This is a genomic window from Bacillus sp. JJ1127, assembly GCF_036965845.1.
Taxonomy (GTDB): Bacteria; Bacillota; Bacilli; order Bacillales; family Bacillaceae_G; genus Bacillus_A.
Genome location: NZ_JBALQK010000162.1, coordinates 1 through 17,761, shown reverse-complemented (window position 1 = coordinate 17,761; position 17,761 = coordinate 1). Strand labels below are relative to the sequence as shown.

20 protein-coding genes are annotated in these 17,761 nt (G+C 34.7%); 3 read left to right on the top strand and 17 right to left on the bottom strand.

What is annotated here, in order from left to right:
• Positions 1-318: 318 nt before the first annotated feature.
• The 12 genes from V7183_RS16555 to V7183_RS16500 form a co-directional block, all read right to left on the bottom strand.
• A complete protein-coding gene (locus tag V7183_RS16555) occupies positions 319-984 on the bottom strand; it encodes a potassium channel family protein (protein WP_335360207.1) in 666 nt (221 codons plus the stop codon).
• A gap of 83 nt (positions 985-1,067) precedes the next feature.
• Positions 1,068-1,934, bottom strand: coding sequence for a cytochrome C oxidase assembly protein (locus V7183_RS16550; protein ID WP_335360206.1), 867 nt, complete (start codon positions 1,932-1,934; stop codon positions 1,068-1,070).
• A gap of 351 nt (positions 1,935-2,285) precedes the next feature.
• Positions 2,286-2,744, bottom strand: a complete 459-nt coding sequence (locus tag V7183_RS16545; RefSeq protein ID WP_335360205.1) for a TlpA disulfide reductase family protein — start codon at positions 2,742-2,744, stop codon at positions 2,286-2,288.
• A 74-nt stretch (positions 2,745-2,818) separates the two neighbouring features.
• Positions 2,819-3,367: a peroxiredoxin gene (locus tag V7183_RS16540; RefSeq protein WP_097894993.1), complete on the bottom strand. Its 549-nt coding sequence runs from the start codon at positions 3,365-3,367 to the stop codon at positions 2,819-2,821.
• Between the two features lie 208 nt (positions 3,368-3,575).
• A complete protein-coding gene (locus V7183_RS16535; RefSeq protein ID WP_097894992.1) occupies positions 3,576-4,706 on the bottom strand; it encodes an N-acetyldiaminopimelate deacetylase in 1,131 nt (376 codons plus the stop codon).
• A gap of 58 nt (positions 4,707-4,764) precedes the next feature.
• A complete protein-coding gene (dapD, locus tag V7183_RS16530) occupies positions 4,765-5,487 on the bottom strand; it encodes a 2,3,4,5-tetrahydropyridine-2,6-dicarboxylate N-acetyltransferase (RefSeq protein WP_097894991.1) in 723 nt (240 codons plus the stop codon).
• Between the two features lie 71 nt (positions 5,488-5,558).
• The gene (locus tag V7183_RS16525; RefSeq protein WP_097894990.1) at positions 5,559-6,416 is read right to left on the bottom strand and encodes a LysR family transcriptional regulator; all 858 of its coding nucleotides are present in this window, start codon (positions 6,414-6,416) and stop codon (positions 5,559-5,561) included.
• Positions 6,417-6,764: 348 nt separating this feature from the next.
• Positions 6,765-7,208 carry a cyclic-di-AMP-binding protein CbpB gene (cbpB, locus tag V7183_RS16520; protein WP_097894989.1) on the bottom strand — a complete coding sequence of 148 codons (444 nt, stop codon included), beginning with the start codon at positions 7,206-7,208 and terminating at the stop codon, positions 6,765-6,767.
• Between the two features lie 212 nt (positions 7,209-7,420).
• Positions 7,421-7,612: an antirepressor AbbA gene (gene abbA / locus V7183_RS16515; protein WP_097894988.1), complete on the bottom strand. Its 192-nt coding sequence runs from the start codon at positions 7,610-7,612 to the stop codon at positions 7,421-7,423.
• An 82-nt stretch (positions 7,613-7,694) separates the two neighbouring features.
• Positions 7,695-8,213 (bottom strand): ribonuclease H-like YkuK family protein, encoded by a 519-nt coding sequence (locus tag V7183_RS16510; protein WP_335360204.1) that lies wholly within the window; start codon positions 8,211-8,213, stop codon positions 7,695-7,697.
• Between the two features lie 75 nt (positions 8,214-8,288).
• Positions 8,289-8,438, bottom strand: a complete 150-nt coding sequence (locus tag V7183_RS16505) for a hypothetical protein (RefSeq protein ID WP_097894986.1) — start codon at positions 8,436-8,438, stop codon at positions 8,289-8,291.
• Between the two features lie 193 nt (positions 8,439-8,631).
• A complete protein-coding gene (locus V7183_RS16500; protein WP_000055151.1) occupies positions 8,632-8,868 on the bottom strand; it encodes a YkuJ family protein in 237 nt (78 codons plus the stop codon).
• A 233-nt stretch (positions 8,869-9,101) separates the two neighbouring features.
• Here V7183_RS16500 and V7183_RS16495 point away from each other — a divergent pair, with 233 nt between their 5' ends.
• On the top strand, positions 9,102-9,338 hold the full coding sequence (locus V7183_RS16495) for a glutaredoxin family protein (protein WP_097894985.1): 237 nt from the start codon (positions 9,102-9,104) through the stop codon (positions 9,336-9,338).
• Positions 9,339-9,355: 17 nt separating this feature from the next.
• On the opposite strand, the gene V7183_RS16490 is transcribed toward V7183_RS16495, so the two are convergent.
• The 3 genes from V7183_RS16490 to fadH form a co-directional block, all read right to left on the bottom strand.
• Positions 9,356-9,856: a DUF3993 domain-containing protein gene (locus V7183_RS16490; RefSeq protein WP_097894984.1), complete on the bottom strand. Its 501-nt coding sequence runs from the start codon at positions 9,854-9,856 to the stop codon at positions 9,356-9,358.
• Positions 9,857-10,039: 183 nt separating this feature from the next.
• Positions 10,040-11,257: an EAL domain-containing protein gene (locus V7183_RS16485; protein WP_097894983.1), complete on the bottom strand. Its 1,218-nt coding sequence runs from the start codon at positions 11,255-11,257 to the stop codon at positions 10,040-10,042.
• A 263-nt stretch (positions 11,258-11,520) separates the two neighbouring features.
• Positions 11,521-12,285 (bottom strand): 2,4-dienoyl-CoA reductase, encoded by a 765-nt coding sequence (gene fadH / locus V7183_RS16480; RefSeq protein ID WP_097894982.1) that lies wholly within the window; start codon positions 12,283-12,285, stop codon positions 11,521-11,523.
• A gap of 256 nt (positions 12,286-12,541) precedes the next feature.
• Between fadH and V7183_RS16475 the strand changes: the two genes are divergently transcribed.
• Together V7183_RS16475 and V7183_RS16470 are read left to right on the top strand one after the other, a co-directional pair.
• Positions 12,542-13,399, top strand: a complete 858-nt coding sequence (locus V7183_RS16475) for a metallophosphoesterase (protein WP_097895329.1) — start codon at positions 12,542-12,544, stop codon at positions 13,397-13,399.
• Positions 13,400-13,498: 99 nt separating this feature from the next.
• On the top strand, positions 13,499-13,735 hold the full coding sequence (locus V7183_RS16470; RefSeq protein WP_097894981.1) for a hypothetical protein: 237 nt from the start codon (positions 13,499-13,501) through the stop codon (positions 13,733-13,735).
• A 185-nt stretch (positions 13,736-13,920) separates the two neighbouring features.
• Here V7183_RS16470 and V7183_RS16465 read toward each other — a convergent pair whose 3' ends face one another.
• Together V7183_RS16465 and V7183_RS16460 are read right to left on the bottom strand one after the other, a co-directional pair.
• Positions 13,921-16,029, bottom strand: a complete 2,109-nt coding sequence (locus V7183_RS16465) for a polyphosphate kinase (RefSeq protein ID WP_335360203.1) — start codon at positions 16,027-16,029, stop codon at positions 13,921-13,923.
• Positions 16,030-16,136: 107 nt separating this feature from the next.
• On the bottom strand, positions 16,137-17,675 hold the full coding sequence (locus V7183_RS16460; RefSeq protein WP_335360202.1) for a Ppx/GppA family phosphatase: 1,539 nt from the start codon (positions 17,673-17,675) through the stop codon (positions 16,137-16,139).
• Positions 17,676-17,761: the final 86 nt, after the last annotated feature.

The window sequence follows — 17,761 nt, the reverse complement described above, 5'->3', positions numbered from 1 at the left end:
TATGAAATAAAAAAGGCTTAGTTTAAAACCAAGCCTTTTTTATTTCATATGCTAATTCTGTTGTGAGCTCATAAGATATTCAACTCTTATTTTGTTTTTTCATCAAAGTATCAGAACTACTTAACTTACAAATATTGTCCTCACACTCTTTGTATCGAGAAAAAACTTTTATCCCGCATTAACGGGCAGTAAGACTCGCACCTCATGATTCCGAGAGAAGCGAAAAAGATAGGTGGGAGATAACTGCCCGTTAATACCCGATTGGTGAGGGCTTTCCATCAGTGTGGGATGAAGCTCCCCACTGACGGAAATTTCACTTTATCGTAAGAAGTGTTTAAAGCGATTTACTTCATCATCATGACCAATTACAATTAAAATATCTCCTGCTTGGATATTCTCTGTAGCTCGTGGAGAAACAATAACTTCTTTACCACGTTTAATTGCTACAATGTTCAATCCAAACTTCGCACGAATATCTAATTCAATTAATGAATGACTATCAATCTTTTTATTTGCAATAATTTCTACAATACTATGTTCATCCGAAAGCTCTAGGTAATCTAATACGTTACTTGAAGCAATATTATTTGCAATACGTTTCCCCATGTCTCTCTCTGGATGTACAATGTGGTCAGCACCTATTTTACTTAATACTTTTTCATGATAATCATTTTGAGCCTTCACAGTAATATTTTTCACGCCTAATTCTTTTAAAATGAGCGTTGTTAAAATACTTGCATTTAGATTATCTCCAATTGCTACCACAACATGGTCAAAATTACGGATACCGAGACTTTTTAACACCATTTCATCTGTTGAATCAGCAATTACAGCGTGTGAAGCAATGTTCGCAAATTCATTAATTTTATCTTCATCTAGGTCAATGGCCATTACTTCCATGCCTAATTGAGCTAATTCACGACAAATGCTGCCCCCAAAACGTCCAAGCCCGATGACAGCAAATTCTTTCTCTTTTTCACTCACATGAATTCCTCCAATAACATCAAGTCCAATCTATTTTCATTGTAGCATATTTTATATTTGCTACAAAGACTAGCGAACCGTACTTATTTTTGCTTTTGTATGTAAAAATACTGTTGTAAATAAAATGAAATACCGCAAATAAGCATTCCAAACACAAAAATATTCCCGAACGAACTAAACGTTTGAAAAACAAATAATAATGTTTCTTGTCCAAAAAAGGCAAACAAGAGCTGTGCAAATGCAAATAAGAGCGCCCATATATAATGGTGTTGATGAAATAAGTAATGCGTTGCCCCTAAAAAAGCACCAAAAGAAATAATAAAGATCCACCAAGTTTCTAAAAAAACTTGCCATCCGATAAAATGATATCCATTCACAACAACCGCAATGATTCCTATGACAAGCATTGTCGGAACACTCCAAAATAATGATCGAATTCTAAAAAAGCGAACGCCATTTACATCCCCTTTTTCATTTGCACAATATGTTAAAAATGCTGTACTTATATACAGAACAGAAAGAATCGTTAAGATAATAATTAACCAAAAATGAAGCTGGTAATATTCATGTTCTATATTTGTAACTATGGCAGCTAACATACTTGGAATCAACATACCTGTCCAGCCATCAATTGTCCGTTCATTCCAAAACACAGCATTACCAATTCGAATACCTAATAACATAAAAATAATAATACCTATTACAAATAACGTTGTCTTATTTCCAACTAGGCTCGTTGAAAAAGCAATTAATCCAATAAATAAAAAAAGAACAAAGCCATTCATAATTTCTAATACAGGCGATAAATATCCCTTCACCCACTTATATGTGTCTCCATATTCATGTTTATTGGCTAAGCGATATGCATAAAAGCTTATCCCAAAATAGATCGCCGCAATAATAACATATGCATATAAAAAGAAACATAAGATTGCACTGCTAATTTGCACCTGATTCCCCACCCTTTTTCCATGTATCACATTGATTTTACACACTTTTAATATAAAAAGTAAACTAAAACATATAGTTTCATTTCTGACTGTAAGATTTTCTTTTTATTCATTTTCAACTGTACAAATGCTCCACTATTCAAGATTTAAACACTTTCACCACTAGTAATCCCTTTATCTACACTAATGATATCCTACCTAACTTCTTTGCTTTCGCTAAATTTCGAGGTGGGAGTATTACTGCCCGCAAATAACGAGATAAAACAAAAACCTCCTATAAGGAGGCTTTTGCATCTATCAATAGAAGCTTGTACTCTCAAATTAAATGAGCATGAAAGGACAGTGCTAATCTTACTCAGCTTCCTTTTTCGCTTCATCTAGCACACGATTTACTCGTTTTGTTAACATTTGCATACCACTTCCACCTGCTTGGAAATGACGAAGTACTCCGTTTTTATCAAATACATAATACGCTGGTACATATTGATTTTCAAATGCATCTGTAATTTTGTGCTGATTATCCACTAAAATAGATTGTGTTATTCCATGCTCTTTCGCCACCGCTTCTACCTGCTCAAGACTTAAATCTTCTTCTGATCGCGGCATATGAACTGCAACAACATTTAATTGCTCTTTATATTCATCACGGAATTTGTTAATATCCGGCATTGCTTCTTTACACAAATGGCAACTAACTGACCAAAAGTGAATAAGTGTTGGTCTTTCACCAATTAGTGACTCACGCACTACTTCTCCATTTAATACTGCTGTTGCACCGTCTAAAGAAGGCATTAGTTGACGTAACTTCATGATTTCTCCCCCTTACGGATGTAGAGAGAGGTCTAACAAACTATTTGTTAGACCTCCTGTAATTTAAAATAAAATTAAACGTTTAAAGTTTCTTGACCTGGTTTCCAGTTTGCTGGGCAAAGTCCACCAGTTTGAAGAGCTTGAAGAACACGAAGCACTTCATCAACTTCACGTCCAATGTTGTTGTGATGTACAACTTGGTACATTAATTCACCCTCTGGGCTAATGATGAATAAACCGCGAAGTGCAATACCTTCTTCTTCAAGTAATACGCCGTAGTCACGAGATACTACATGGTTAGTATCAGCTGCTAGAGGGTATTTTAATTCACCTAAACCGTTTTTCGTACGGTCAGTGTTAATCCAAGCTAAATGAGTATGAATTGTATCAGTAGATACACCGATTACTTCTGCGTCTAAATCTTCGAACTCGTCGTAGCGATCAGAAAGTGCGATGATTTCTGTTGGACATACGAAAGTGAAATCCATTGGATAGAAGAAAAGTACTGTCCATTTATCCTGTTTCATAACTTCTTCAAGACTTACTTTACCAAATTCTTTGTTTGGCATAACAGCATCCATTTCAAAGCGTGGCGCTTGTTTTGCTACCATACGTTCTGCCATATGTATCAACCTCCGTGATTTTTTAGTAAATATTGTCTACTCTTGTATTATATAGGAGAAATCAGTTTTCAGTCAATTTCATTTAATAATTATTATAAAATAACTTACTAACAACTTATCCCTCCACCTACCATTATAAAGTATTGTGTTAGAATTACAAAAAAAATGCATTATAAATCATATTTTTCACATAGAAAAGGAACAGACTCTATTTTCTGTTCCCTTTCCATTTTACATATTGATTTAAAAACATAATTGTCTGTTCAATCGCAGATTCATTCGGTTGTAATTTTGCATGATGCAAACCATATTCTGAGTCTACTCCAAGCCAGAACATGAATCCTGGAATATCTCGAATCATGTATCCGAAATCTTCTCCTGTCATCGCCTCTGTACATGTAACGACATTCATATTGGTTTGCTCCGATGCAAACTGCATAAACTCCTTCGTTAACGCTTCATGGTTATATACTTGATGGTACATTGCTCCGTAATCAATTACAGCTTCGCATTGAAATGCCGCTTCAATACCTGTAACAATTGCTTCAATTCGATTTTTAACCCGTTTCATTGATTCAACAGATAATGTTCGAATCGTCCCTTCTAAGCGAGATTTTTCTGCAATTATATTTTGGACTGTACCACCTGTAATTTTACCAATTGTAATAACTGCGCTATCAAGTGGATTCACGTTCCGGCTAATCACTGATTGAAGCTGTGTAACAAGATGACTAGCTGCAACAATCATATCATTTGCTGTATGCGGATACGCTGCATGTCCACCTTTTCCTTTTAAATCAATATATAGCTCTGATGTATTTGCAAATAGTAGCCCTTCTTTTGTTGCAATTGTCCCTACCGGATACTCAGGTGCAATATGAAGACCAAGGATCATATCTGGCTTCCATTCCTTCAGCACTTCACTTTCTAACATGGGTAGAGCCCCACCTGGTCCTTCTTCAGCTGGTTGGAATAGAAAGACAAGATCATCGTCTACTCTTTCATTTACAGTAGCCGTTAAAAGCCCTAAACCGATGGCAGTATGCAAATCATGACCACATGCATGCATCATCCCTTCATGAGTAGAAGCGAATTCATAACCTGTTTCCTCAGGAATCGGCAAACCATCAATATCTGCGCGATAACCAATCGTTTTCTCTGGGTTTCTGCCCTTTGCCTTAACAATTACACCCGTCTTCCATGTTTTAACTTCAATATTTTCCTTAGGAAGAGTATCAATATAATCTAAAATATATTGTTGCGTTTTCCATTCCTTAAATCCTAATTCCGGAATTTTATGTAAATCTCTACGAATTTGAACAAATTTACTAACTGTCATATTTTCACCGCCATTTATAAAAAGCGTAAGAGCTTAGTTGCTCTTACGCTTTCGTTCTTTATTTTTCTGGATTTAATTGACGAAGCTCTTGTTTAATTTCTGTTTTCGCTTTTGTCTTCTCATCAATTTCTTTAATAACACGCGCTGGCGTTCCTGCAACAACTGTGTATGGTGGTACATCTTCAGTTACAACTGCACCTGCTGCAACAACTGCACCTTTACCTACTGTAACACCTTCTAAAACAACTACATTTGCACCAATTACAACATCGTCTTCAACGATAACTGGTTTTGCAGAAGGTGGTTCAATAACGCCTGCAAGAACAGCACCTGCACCTACGTGACAGTTCTTACCTACTGTTGCACGTCCGCCAAGTACAGCGTTCATATCGATCATTGAACCTTCACCGATTACTGCACCGATATTAATCGTTGCATTCATCATAATAACAGCATTATCACCAATTTCAACATGATCGCGAATGATTGCGCCTGGCTCAATACGAGCTTTAATACCTTTTAAATCAAGCATTGGAATTGCAGAATTACGACGGTCATTTTCAACAACATAATCTGTAACATGCTTTTTATTTTCTTCAAGCATTGTCTTAATATCAGACCATTCTCCGAATAAAACACCAGCTTTTTTATTTACAAATGCTTGTACTGTCTCAGGGAATGCTACTTCTTTTAAATCCCCTTTTATGTATACCTTTACGGGAGTTTTCTTCTCACTTTTTTGAATAAACGAAATAATTTCGTTTGCATCCATCATTTTCATGCTTATTGCCTCCTAAATCCATTTATATTGTTACTCTACCAAACGAGAGAGCTCGTAGCAAGATAATAATCTTATTTTTCCATTTGAATTTCTTCTATAATTTCCAAAAACGCCTGTACTTGTTTAAGCTGTCTTGCGGAATCACTTGTTAATAACCACGTTTCTCGCGTTAGACGAACAGGTATTCTGAATGTATTTTCCTTTACTTCTTTCAAGACAGTAGAAGGTAAAAGCGCATAACCAATTCCATTTAAAACAAGTTGCTTACACGTTTCAATCTGATCAACTACGATTGTACGCTTAGGAGGATTAGAAAATAAACTGTACCACCAATTTTGTATTTGTCCATAGTATGTCGAATCACTTTTAAATTGTATAAAAGGTCTATTTGTATCCTTTAACATAGCAATATCTTTAATCTCCGTATCAACTAAATACAGTTCATCTTCAAACAATTGTTGTTTATGACCTTTATATTCTTGTGTTCCCCGCAATATAGCGACATGAACATCGCCTTCATAAAAATGTTTTTGCACCTCGCTACTCCAACCTGTGAAAAGAGAAATTTTCACAAAAGGATACTTTTGTACAAACCTCTTCAAAACAGGAGGTAACCAGTATTGTCCAATTACAGATGCAACAGCTATTTTTAATGTCCCATATGTCTCCGTTCGATAGATTGCCAATTCACTTTTAATAGCTTCTTCTCTTTGCAACATATCTTTTGCATAATTAGCCACCTTTTCCCCTTCTGGTGTGATTGTCAATCCTTTTTGTGAACGAATAAAAAATTTCATTCCCCATTGTTTTTCCATCGATTGTAAGCGTTGACTGAGTGCAGGCTGCGAAACAAACAAACGCTCCGCCGCTCTTCTCATATTGGATTCTTGTGCTAAAACAACCATCATTTGAAAATCATCAATTTGCACCTTTCTCCCTCTTTCCTTATCCTACATAATAAAGTGAATTTTTTAGTCAGTGAGAAATGTTATCCCCCATCATTTGTCATCACAAATCGAACTTTCACAAACAGTTCTCCTTCACCTCACTCCTTTGTCTATCCTAAATTTTCAGGTGGAGCAAATAGTGAGTCAATATATATACACATTGTTTCCTAGCATGCAATATTCATTTTCTATCTTTAAGAACCGTGAATGAGTTGGCACTTCCCTTATCCTTTTATGCTTATTTGTATCTTTCTAAATATAATACATACATAACAGAGATGCACGATAAAAAAGCGACTTCTCCCTTTCACCGAAGTCGCTCACCCCTCTTTATCGATTATGTTGCCTTACTTTTTTATTCAACAACTTTAAAATAGCACGTCGCGTTAAAATACCTTCAAAATACTCTTCATCATTTACAGCACAAATAAAAGGATGATCAATTGTCATTTCTAATGCTTTCGCAAAAGAATCTTCCAGCCTAAGAGTCGGAATATCTTTTTTCATTACCTGCTCCACTTTCATGTCCTCAAGCTTCTCAAATTCAATACGTTCTAGCCCTAAAATCCCATCCAAAATCATTGCAGTACTAATTAGCCCATGTAATTTGTACATAGGGTCCAAAACAGGAATTGCAGAATATCCAGATTTTACAAGAACAAGTAAAGCATGCTCTAAGCTATTTCCAATTTGAACATGTGCAACCTTTTCTGATGAAATCATTAAATCCTTGACAAGAACTTGTTGAAACTCATCTTTCGGAATACTAATCATCTTACATCCCCCACTTTTTCCTGCTAACATGGTTTTTAATACATGATAAAAAACTTCTTATTTAAAAATTCTTTTTATTTTCCATTTCTATTCATATCTTATGATAGCGTTTTCATATTATTATTTTGTCCTTAGTTTATTCCAACAAAAATATGATACACACTTCATTTTATCATAGAACACACAAAAAAAAACTACCTTTCTGGTAGTCCTTAGTATCCTTCATTTTTTAATCGATAAAATAATCTTGTAATTCTTCTATATTGGGAAATATCTGTTTTTTTGAGGCCGCTCTCAATATCTGTAAGCTCAACAGCTAAAATTTCACTAGCGTAGTTTTGACGAAATAAGATATCCAATAGCAATTTTTTTTCTTCATTTGTTAAAGTAACTTCCTTCTGCATGTACTCCTCTCCTTATGCTTGTTTCCTTATTATTTATTATATAAAATATTTGCTTTATTTAATAGATAAAAAATTCAGTTTTTTATTTTGTATAGCGATTTGCATAACTAAAGGCCGCATAAGCATCTGGTTTAATCTTTGCCGTTAATCCCATCGCTCTTACCTTCGTTGTCATATCTGAAATAAATTCTTTTGTTAATCCATCATTTCCTATATCTAAGTGAATTTCCATTACAAATCCTGCTCCCTCATGAGCATATGGATGCAATAAATCCCATATCCTCTGTATATGGTCTGGCGTAAACAAACAAGCAATCTCTTGACTTAGCTGTGTTTCTAAATATATTTTTTCACGCAATGTCGTTGGCATTTTATGCACTGCTTTATGACGCAAACACCCCCATGCTCCTTTTCCCACACGATGAATGTGCACTGCCGTAATAAAACGTGTAACTTTCTGGTGTGCTTGTGAATCTGTACCAATGGATAAGCGATATAAATTACGTGGATCTTTTTCAATAAAATTACAAATACGTATAAAAACCGTTTCAAAATCCATATGTCTCTCTGATACATTATAAAATCTATGCTCTCCGTCCACATAGTCACGTCCTTTCGATTAGACAGACTTTTTGCATTCTCATTGTATGGGACAAAAGCGCAAAATATGACTTTACTATCCTTTATTCGTTTCAATATTTCGGATCACATACTGACAAGAGGGACATGTATAAATTACATTTTGATTAGACTGGGCGGTTAATACATGAACAATTTCAGATGAACTATGACATTTTGGACAAACAACAATTGGTAGTCTCTCCACTTTCAGCACTCCCTTCAAACTTTTATTACCAGTGTTGGAAAAATTTAAAATTCTTATACATATAACTCCATCCCCCTATTCTTTATAAGGTGCTCTCTCCCTTGCTTCTGTACAGATGGAATAAAACAACAGCCCATAAAACCTAGCATTACTAAAAAAAGTACCGCCCTTTGGCGGTACCTTTTTATATGTATCAAGAAATAATATCGTAAATTTCGATAGCAACCATATCAATGTTATCAAATTGATATACTTGTGGCTTTTCGCCTTGTTGATACACTTCTAATTCATACATTTCACTTTTATCGAAAAATTTCACGCTACATTTGCGCTCACCGTTCACTTCAAAATAGCGTTGTGCTACTTCACCGCTTTCAGCTTGTTCTTGTAGACTAACAAGTCGAGTTAAAATTCCTTGGAGTAGAGACATGAAATCTCCCCTTTCTCTAATCTTCCTATCAATAGGTTTTACAGCTATACTCATTCTATCCGTCATAACAGAAAAAATGTTCCACACTCTAGGATAAAGGTTATTGAGCAGAAACTCAACTAAAATTTGTCGAAATAAGAGGTAAAAAGCAGAAAGAATATCTTTCTCTTTCTTTATTGCGGTTTTTTTAGCTGGAGAATATAATTAAAAACAGAAAATGAGGAGGAATTTTAATGAAGAAAATTGAGGTTTATACACAACCAGATTGTCCGCCATGTACAATTGTAAAAGAATTTTTAAAACATAATAACGTAACGTACGAAGAATTTGACGTAAAAAAGGATGCAGCTGCTCGCAACCGTCTTTTATATGACTATAACTCCTATTCAACTCCCACAGTCGTCGTTGATGGGGAAGTTGTTACTGGTTTTCAAATTGAAAAGTTACAACAGCTGCTCAATCTAGAATAGGAATAGGCAAAAATGCACTATTCCTGTTCTTTTAACTCTTGCAATTTTTTCATTTCTGTCAAAAGTTCCTGACTTTCATGATAACCAGCTAATTTCCATTTCCCTTTATCCTTTTGCAAAGTCACAATTTGATATTGTTCATTTTTTGTCCGTTCATATACATATAAAAGGCCGTGCTCTTCATCATACGCCAGTTTTGTCTGCGAACTAAATGAAAAAGGTGCTTCTTTTGTAGGAAATAAGTATTCACCACTTTTTTTATCATCATTGCTATTTTCATCTGTAAAAACTTGAAGGAAATTATCTGTAAAATATGGTGATAACGCATCATACATTTTACTCACCGTTAAATGCTTACCTCGAATTGAAAATTGTACTTCATATCCCTTTTGAATCGTTGTAAACACTTCTTTTCGATCCACTTTTGTTTCTTCTTTACCAAGAACTGTTGTAACACTATACCCAACTAGAAAGGCAACACATAAAAATAGAACAAACCATATCCCATATTTTTTCATTCTTTCACCTTCCTTTACAAGAGCTTGTCTTTGTAGTATTCATTGTAACAATGATTATGCAAAGAAAGTGATGGTTTCGTTCGTAAAATCTTTACAATGATAGACAGCATTTTCACCATCATTTTCACTATTACCAATTTATGATAAAAACAAACAAAAAAAATGCACGAATTGCTTCGTGCATTAAAATAAAACATCTTCTTCATATAAAAATTCATATGATAAATCAATAAATAAGAACTGTTCATCATCGATTGGGAAAGAGAATGTTCGTACCATTTCACCCGTTTCTATGTCTGCATATAAATCCGAAAGCCTTGCTTTATTTTCAAACCGCATTTTCATTATATTTTCTAAAAAATACGGACGCCAACTCCAGTTTTTCATATAATACTCCGGCATAACAATCCATGCACCATCTTTTTTCATAACGTTTCCTGATTGTTGAAAACCGTCTTCATTGCAAATGAAAATTCGAAAACTATACTGTGATACATGTTGACTAAAATGTAATAACCACTCATTAACATCTTCATTCTTTTTGGGCTTAGATAACACATTTCCAACTTGATCACGCAATGTTTCCGTTAATTGATAAATCTTTTGTAGTTTTTTCTTTTCATGTTGAATAAATTGATGACATTCATTGCCAAGACGTTCTTTTAAAATGTCTGCCTCAATAAAATCTGGCAAACACTCTTTCAAATAATTACCTTGATAGTATCTTCCACCATTCTTCCAAGCATATTGCAGTTGGTAAAAAGCATCAATTTCTTCGTATAGTAATGTCGCACCAATTCTTCTCGCTAATAAGGACAAAGAATATAAAATATCTTGATACGATTGTAAAAGTGCAGTTTGTCGTAAATTTGTTAAATCTACTTTTAAAATATCAGGGGCTAACACACTAATTCGCTCCAAATTACTCGTACCTGTTCCTACTTTATTAATTGAAGTTTGAATGCCATATGTACGGTAATACATGAGTAAATGATTAAATTGTTCTATATCTTCCTTACACTCATGCTCTGTTATTTCTAAAACAATATTTCGTAAGTTCAGCCCTTTTTTTTCATACATTAACAATAGTTGAAGTAAACTCTCATCTTCATCGTTCATAAGTACGTTCGCATTTCGGTGTATAAACAATAAAAATGTTTGCTTTGTCTCTAGGTACCTATCTAATGCTTTTTCTACAATGACATTATCCGCTTCGAGTTGAAACTCACTTGGAATGGAATCATCATGAAAGAAAGAGGAAAGACTTTGTATACCCTCTTCTGTTTGGATACGCCCTACTACTTCGTATCCAATTACTGTATGTTCATCAGCACTAAAAATAGCTTGATAATAAGGAAGGACTTTATCCAAATTACTCATTACATCTAATGCATCTATCAAAACATTTCCCTCCCTTTACTTTTCAAAAATTATAACATGGTATGTATAGAAAAATAATAAAAAATCCCTTCAGTTTTCCTGAAGGGATTAGAGGGGTAAAATGCTAAGGGGAATTAGCAATTCTACTATGAAGAAAAAAGAGGTCTTAAATATACCTTATATAACTTCTCCTGTAAACACTTTTTCTCAAATGTCACAAATTCTTCACATTTTATCATACACGGATAAGTAGTCATATCCATGCCCCATTTTATACAATCCCTTTAGAACGGATACTGATGTAGGTGTTGCCCACCATCCATTGTCATACACGTTCCATTTATGTAAGCAGCTGCATCAGAACTTAGATAAAAAGCTAAGCCTGCAATTTCTTCTGGTGTCCCTAATCTACCTAACGGAACGCTTTGTAATGTACGCTTAGCCATCTCCTCCGAAATCCACAATTTGTCCGCACCGCCTGTACGTTCAATCGGGCCAGGTGCAATGGCATTGACTCGTATCCCATATTTACGTCCCCACTCAACAGCAAGCGTTTTCGTCATCGCTAATACACCAGCTTTCGCTGCAGCAGAATGGATCACACCTGGTCCCGCATCCCAGGCATACGTTGCTACCATATTAATGATATTTCCTTTTATCCCTTTTTCGATCCAATATTTCCCTACTGCTTGGCTACAATAAAATGTTCCATTTAGTACAATATTAATTACTGCATTCCAACCGTTAACAGATAAATCTTCTGCAGGACAAATAAAATTACCTGCTGCATTGTTAATTAAAATATCAATACGTCCAAATTTCTCATCAATATGTTCAACCATACGTTGAATATCATCTGTACTTCGCACATCCATTTGCACAGTCAATACTTGCCCTGGAAATTGTTCAATCTCTTTCTGGGTTTCCTCAAGCTTTTCTTTTGTACGTCCTGTAATAACAACACGTGCCCCTTCCTTTGCAAACCGAGCTGCCATTCCTTTTCCCATTCCACTTGAGCCACCTGTTATGATAACTACTTTTTCTTTCAAATATATCCCCTCCCTCAAAAAATGAATACACATTCATTTTACCACTTTATTTGAAAGAAATCTTTATATTTTTAAAGTTTTCTGATATCTTTTAAATACAGGAAATTTCTTTCATTATCATATTTCTTATCACATATGCTATTTTTCTATCTTTCAAAATAAAATTCTATAACAAGAAATAAACGAAAAGGAGAGCCAAGTGACCTATAATGAATTGTTCATACACCTTATAAACTATAGGTTCGCTCATATTCCCATGAAACAAATAACAAGAAGAAACTTTATAAAAACAGGAATTCGCACTTGTCTCTATACTTGTATTACAGCTAGCCTCGGCTATTACTATGCTAAATATATAGAACCAAATTCCCTTTCTTTGACGCATCATACACTTCGGTCTCCGCTTATTCCAAAAAGTTTTCATGGCATGAAGATTATTCAGTTTAGTGATTTACATCTCGGATACTACTTTTCTCTTCAGCGCTTATCTTACATTGTCTCCAAAATTAATGAAACAGCACCAGATATCGTTCTTTTTACAGGTGATTTAATTGATAATTATCAGACATATAGTGATGCTCCTTTTGTCTCCTCCATTTTGCGTAATATCCATGCACCATTTGGTAAATTTGCAATCTATGGAAATCACGATCATGGTGGATATGGAACAGAATACTATGATCTAATCATGAGTGACTCAGGTTTTGAACTGTTAAAAAATACTGAAAAACGCATTCGATTATTAGATAATAGTGAAATCTCTATTTTCGGAATAGATGATCTACTACTTGGCAAACCTGAAATCGATTCAACATTACAATATGCACAGAAGGATATTTATACAATTGTACTTGTTCATGAACCTGATATAGCACCAAAAACCGCTCAATTCCCAGTAAACCTTCAGCTTTCTGGACACAGCCATGGCGGACAAGTTCAAATCCCCTTTTTGGGTGCAATTATTACTCCAGCACTTGCAAAACACTATATTGAAGGCTTTTATCACATTCACAACTTACTTCTCTATGTAAATCGCGGCCTTGGGAGAACGCGCGTTCCATTCCGATTTATGGCCAGACCTGAAATTACACTTTTTACATTGCACCATTTGTAACGTACACTTGCCTATTTTCTTATCTACCCTTTCTTGTACTCGCTCATCCACGCTTTTTCTCCATATGATAACAATGAGTCCATTAAAGGAGGTTGTTACATGTATCCATATTTTCAACCCATCCCAGTTCGCTCAGCACCTATTGGCCCAATAGACGACTCGCGCTTCTTACCATTTTTCGGCGTTCCATTTTTAGCTGGAATTGCTGGCGGATTACTTGGTGGAGCATTAGCATTTGGTCCTAGACCTTTCTATCCACCTTATCCACCACCAGCGCCTTATCCACCGGCACCGTTTCCTTGTTACGGAAATCCATGTCAGCCGTATTATTATTAATTCAGGACTTCCTTCAGCATAATTCTAGCGATTTACAAATTGCATTAGGTAAATCTAAAAAACTATTCTCTCATTCCTTACTGCTTTATTTCCTCTGAATTTTTAATAGATATTTTTAGGAAAAAAGCATAAAAACCTCTTATATAAATAAGAGGTTTTTATGGTCATACTAATCTGTTATTCCATTACTCTGCATCCATCTCTTGATAAACCATCTTAAATAATTTTACTTGGCTATCAATCTCTTCGGAGCCATTATTTATTACATAGTAGTATTCACCATCTTTATTTTGTTCGCGTGTTTTTACATTATCCGCCAAAACAAGCTGTAAAATTGCTTTTATTCTCGCTTTCATTTCAAAACCTAGAATTGGGAAAGATATTTCTACCCGCTTTTCCATATTCCTTGTCATCCAGTCAGCTGAAGATAAATAAATTTTTTCATCTCCATTATGATGAAAATAATAAATACGGCTATGCTCTAAATACCGTCCAACGAAACTAATCACCCGAATGTTTTCACTTACATTTTGAATACCGGGACGCAAGCAGCATGTTCCCCTAACGATAAGTTCCACCTTTACCCCAGCCTGTGATGCCTCATACAACTTTTGAATCAACGGTTTATCCGTTAATGAATTCATCTTAGCAATAATGTGTCCATTACCATATTGCTTATGATAGCGAATCTCTTCATCTATTAGCTCCATAAATTGCTGACGTATGTCAAAAGGGGCCACTGACAAATGATGAAAATGAGGTTTCGTTGTATAGCCGCTCAAATAATTAAAGAAATTTGTTGCATCTACCCCAAAATCTTTTCGAGATGTAATATATCCAAAGTCTGTATATAGTTTTGCTGTAGCATCGTTATAATTTCCTGTCCCCAAATGTACAAACCTTTCGATTTTTCCGTATTTTCTTCGCACAACAAGTGTAATTTTACTATGGGTTTTCAAATGACTCACACCATAAATAACATGGCAACCAGCTTGTTCCAGTTCCTTTGCCCAATGGACATTATTTTCTTCATCAAATCGAGCTTTTAATTCAACAAGCACCGTTACTTGTTTTCCCTTTTCGGCTGCCGTCTTTAAAGCCTGAATGATCGGAGAATCTCCACTGACACGATATAACGTTTGCTTGATTGCCAGCACATTTGGATCATCTGCTGCATCACGTACAAAATCAACAACGGGCTGAAAAGATTCAAATGGATGATGTAATAAAATATCGTGCTCGATTGCTTTCTCAAATACATCTTCTTCATCGTCTAAATCTTGAGGTGGCTGCGGAATCAGAGCTGGATAAACAAGATGTTCATATAAAGGTGCTAATTTTTTATATAGGGAAAATAAACATGTTAGATCTAACGGTCCATCCATCATATATACATCTTCATCTTTTACCTCTAACACCTCATATAATAAGGCTAACACTCTTTCATCTACATGCTCTTTTCCAACTTCTAAGCGAACAGCAGCTCCCCACTTACGTTTTTTCAACTCTTTTTCAATCACTTTCAATAGATCACGCGCACCCTCTTCGTGTATTGTTAAATCCGCATTACGCGTAATACGAAAACGAGTGACAGAGGATACTTTGTATCCTGTAAATAATTTATGAGTAAAACTACTAATAACGTCTTCTAATAAAATAAATTTATGCTTTTGATCTTCACTTGGTAAAAAAATAAAACGCTCGAGCAATGATGGCACTTGAACAATCCCAAGCTTTGTGCGGTTTTCTTCCTCTACCTGTTTTTCATCATAGAGAATCGTAGCTAAGTTTAAACTTTTATTTAAAAGCATCGGAAACGGACGATATGCATCGATTGCTACAGGTGTTAAAACCGGAAAAATTTGCTCATCAAAATATTCTTCAATAAATTCACGTTGTTCTTTCGTTAAATCGTGAAATGCTAAAGGCTCAATCCCTTCTTCTTCAAGTGCTGGCAATACAGTATTTTTAAATGTATTATACTGAACTGTCATTAATTCATGAGCTTTCGTAGAGATTTTATTAAGCTGTTGTTTCGGTGTTAAACCCGCCTTGTTTTCCGGTTGATTAAACCCCGCGCTTACCTGATCCTTTAATCCTGCAACGCGTACCATAAAAAACTCATCCAAGTTCGAACTAAAGATACTAATAAACTTTAATCTTTCTAAAAGCGGATTACTTTCATCCTGTGCTTCTTGTAATACGCGTTCATTAAAAGCTAGCCAGCTTAATTCACGGTTATTATAATAAGCAGTATCATTTAAATTTACCGAATTCCCCTTCACTAATTCCATTTTCTCCACACTTCCCTTGAAACTTTTTCAATATAATTTAATTACATTTATTGTATCAAATTCCAATTTATTAAAGTGTAAAACTTTTGTAAAGACGTCCGTACAAGTTAATATTTCTCTTCAAATATTAAATGAATGTTCATCTTTAATGCTTTTTCCAGCTGTTTTTTCTGCTTTTCTGCTTGTACCTTTTCTGCTAAAGCTGATTGTTTACAAACAATACGAAATGCAAGCCCCTCTTTCTCTTTTTCCACATGAATCTTTTCAACAAACGCTCGTTGTCTCACATTTAAAGCAGCTGAAAATTGTAAAACTGCTCCTAACAAGCAAATTGTTTTCTGTTCACTTTTATCAAACCAACCTTCAAATGGTGCTAAATACTGTTTAAATAACATTTTTGATTTATAAGAGGCGATGAGTGCGAGTCTAACTCGATCTTTATGCATCATACCGTCAATCGTTTTATTTGCCAATAAATAAAATGTATGTAAACGACTTGCTTCTACATCTATGTATTTCCCAATATTACATACTTTGGCAGCTTGATGAAATGTCTCCCAATCCTTTTCTGACAAGCAAATCACCTCAGCTTCCTCAAGTTGCTTGCAGATTAAAGCTCCTTGTTTAATAAGCTGAATTACATATCCCATATCCATTCCATACTCATAGGATAATAAGTTTAAACTTTCTTCTAACACATTTGGGTAATAAGAAATGCCTAAATTTTTTGTTAGTTCTTCGTAGAAAACACCTTCTCGCAATCCTTTCCGACTTAATACAAAAGCTGGAGCCTGCACAATATTAGTTAGCATATGAAACACTTCTACCGCTGGAATAATCGTATCAGCTCGATCTTTTGCTAAACCATCTAATTTTTGCAAATCTGTGAAAGAAAGATTAATTAACTCTGCCTGTACCTCTTTTATGTCCGCTTCTTTCATTTTATATAAATGTAAACCTGCTATTGGATAAGAAATCAAATTTTGATGAATTTTCACCATATTACGTGCGCTTCCGCCTATCGCAATAAGCGGTAATTTTTTTTCATTTAGCCACGGCAAAGTTCGGAATTGATACCATAAATATCTTCTTAATTCATCTAATTCTTCTGAAATTGGTGTCTCATGACGAATGAATTGTTGCTTTAAAGAAAGTGCCCCAAATGGAAAACTATAATATTCTACAATTTCTCTATCTCGAAAATATGTAACCTCTGTACTACCACCGCCAATGTCAACAGTAATTCCTTCTGTAAAAGAAGTTGAATTCATTACTGCTAAATAACCGTAACGAGCTTCCTCATATTCAGATAAAATTCTAAGTATAAAATCTGTTTTTCCTTCTACAAGCTTTTTAATTTCTGCTTGGTTCTTTGCTTGTCGAATCGTTGCTGTCGCAACACAACGCACATTATGCAATCCATGAAACCTTGTACTTTCTTGAAATTGAAGTAATGTTTGCAGGAGTATATTCATTCCATCTTCTATTAGTATACCATCAATTAAGTAATTTCTTAAACGAGCTACAACTTTTGTATTTTCAATCTCTTTATAAAAACCTCCATTTTGTTTTTCATAAATAACTAATCGCATTGTATTTGAACCAATATCAATAATGGCATATTGCTGTTTCAATATATCTTTCATACTTTTCACTCTTTCATTATCAAATTTCTAAAAACCATCCCTATCACTATTATACAAAATAGTTGTTTTTGGTAACAATATTGCTT

Excerpts from the sequence above, each read along its gene's own strand:
- V7183_RS16545 (WP_335360205.1), bottom strand. The coding sequence starts at position 2,744 with ATGAAGTTACGTCAACTAATGCCTTCTTTAGACGGTGCAACAGCAGTA.
- V7183_RS16540 (WP_097894993.1), bottom strand. The coding sequence starts at position 3,367 with ATGGCAGAACGTATGGTAGCAAAACAAGCGCCACGCTTTGAAATGGAT.
- V7183_RS16535 (WP_097894992.1), bottom strand. The coding sequence starts at position 4,706 with ATGACAGTTAGTAAATTTGTTCAAATTCGTAGAGATTTACATAAAATT.
- dapD (WP_097894991.1), bottom strand. The coding sequence starts at position 5,487 with ATGAAAATGATGGATGCAAACGAAATTATTTCGTTTATTCAAAAAAGT.
- cbpB (WP_097894989.1), bottom strand. The coding sequence starts at position 7,208 with ATGATTAGTATTCCGAAAGATGAGTTTCAACAAGTTCTTGTCAAGGAT.
- abbA (WP_097894988.1), bottom strand. The coding sequence starts at position 7,612 with ATGCAGAAGGAAGTTACTTTAACAAATGAAGAAAAAAAATTGCTATTG.
- V7183_RS16500 (WP_000055151.1), bottom strand. The coding sequence starts at position 8,868 with ATGTCTCTACTCCAAGGAATTTTAACTCGACTTGTTAGTCTACAAGAA.
- V7183_RS16495 (WP_097894985.1), top strand. The coding sequence starts at position 9,102 with ATGAAGAAAATTGAGGTTTATACACAACCAGATTGTCCGCCATGTACA.
- V7183_RS16490 (WP_097894984.1), bottom strand. The coding sequence starts at position 9,856 with ATGAAAAAATATGGGATATGGTTTGTTCTATTTTTATGTGTTGCCTTT.
- V7183_RS16475 (WP_097895329.1), top strand. The coding sequence starts at position 12,542 with ATGAAACAAATAACAAGAAGAAACTTTATAAAAACAGGAATTCGCACT.
- V7183_RS16470 (WP_097894981.1), top strand. The coding sequence starts at position 13,499 with ATGTATCCATATTTTCAACCCATCCCAGTTCGCTCAGCACCTATTGGC.
- V7183_RS16465 (WP_335360203.1), bottom strand. The coding sequence starts at position 16,029 with ATGGAATTAGTGAAGGGGAATTCGGTAAATTTAAATGATACTGCTTAT.
- V7183_RS16460 (WP_335360202.1), bottom strand. The coding sequence starts at position 17,675 with ATGAAAGATATATTGAAACAGCAATATGCCATTATTGATATTGGTTCA.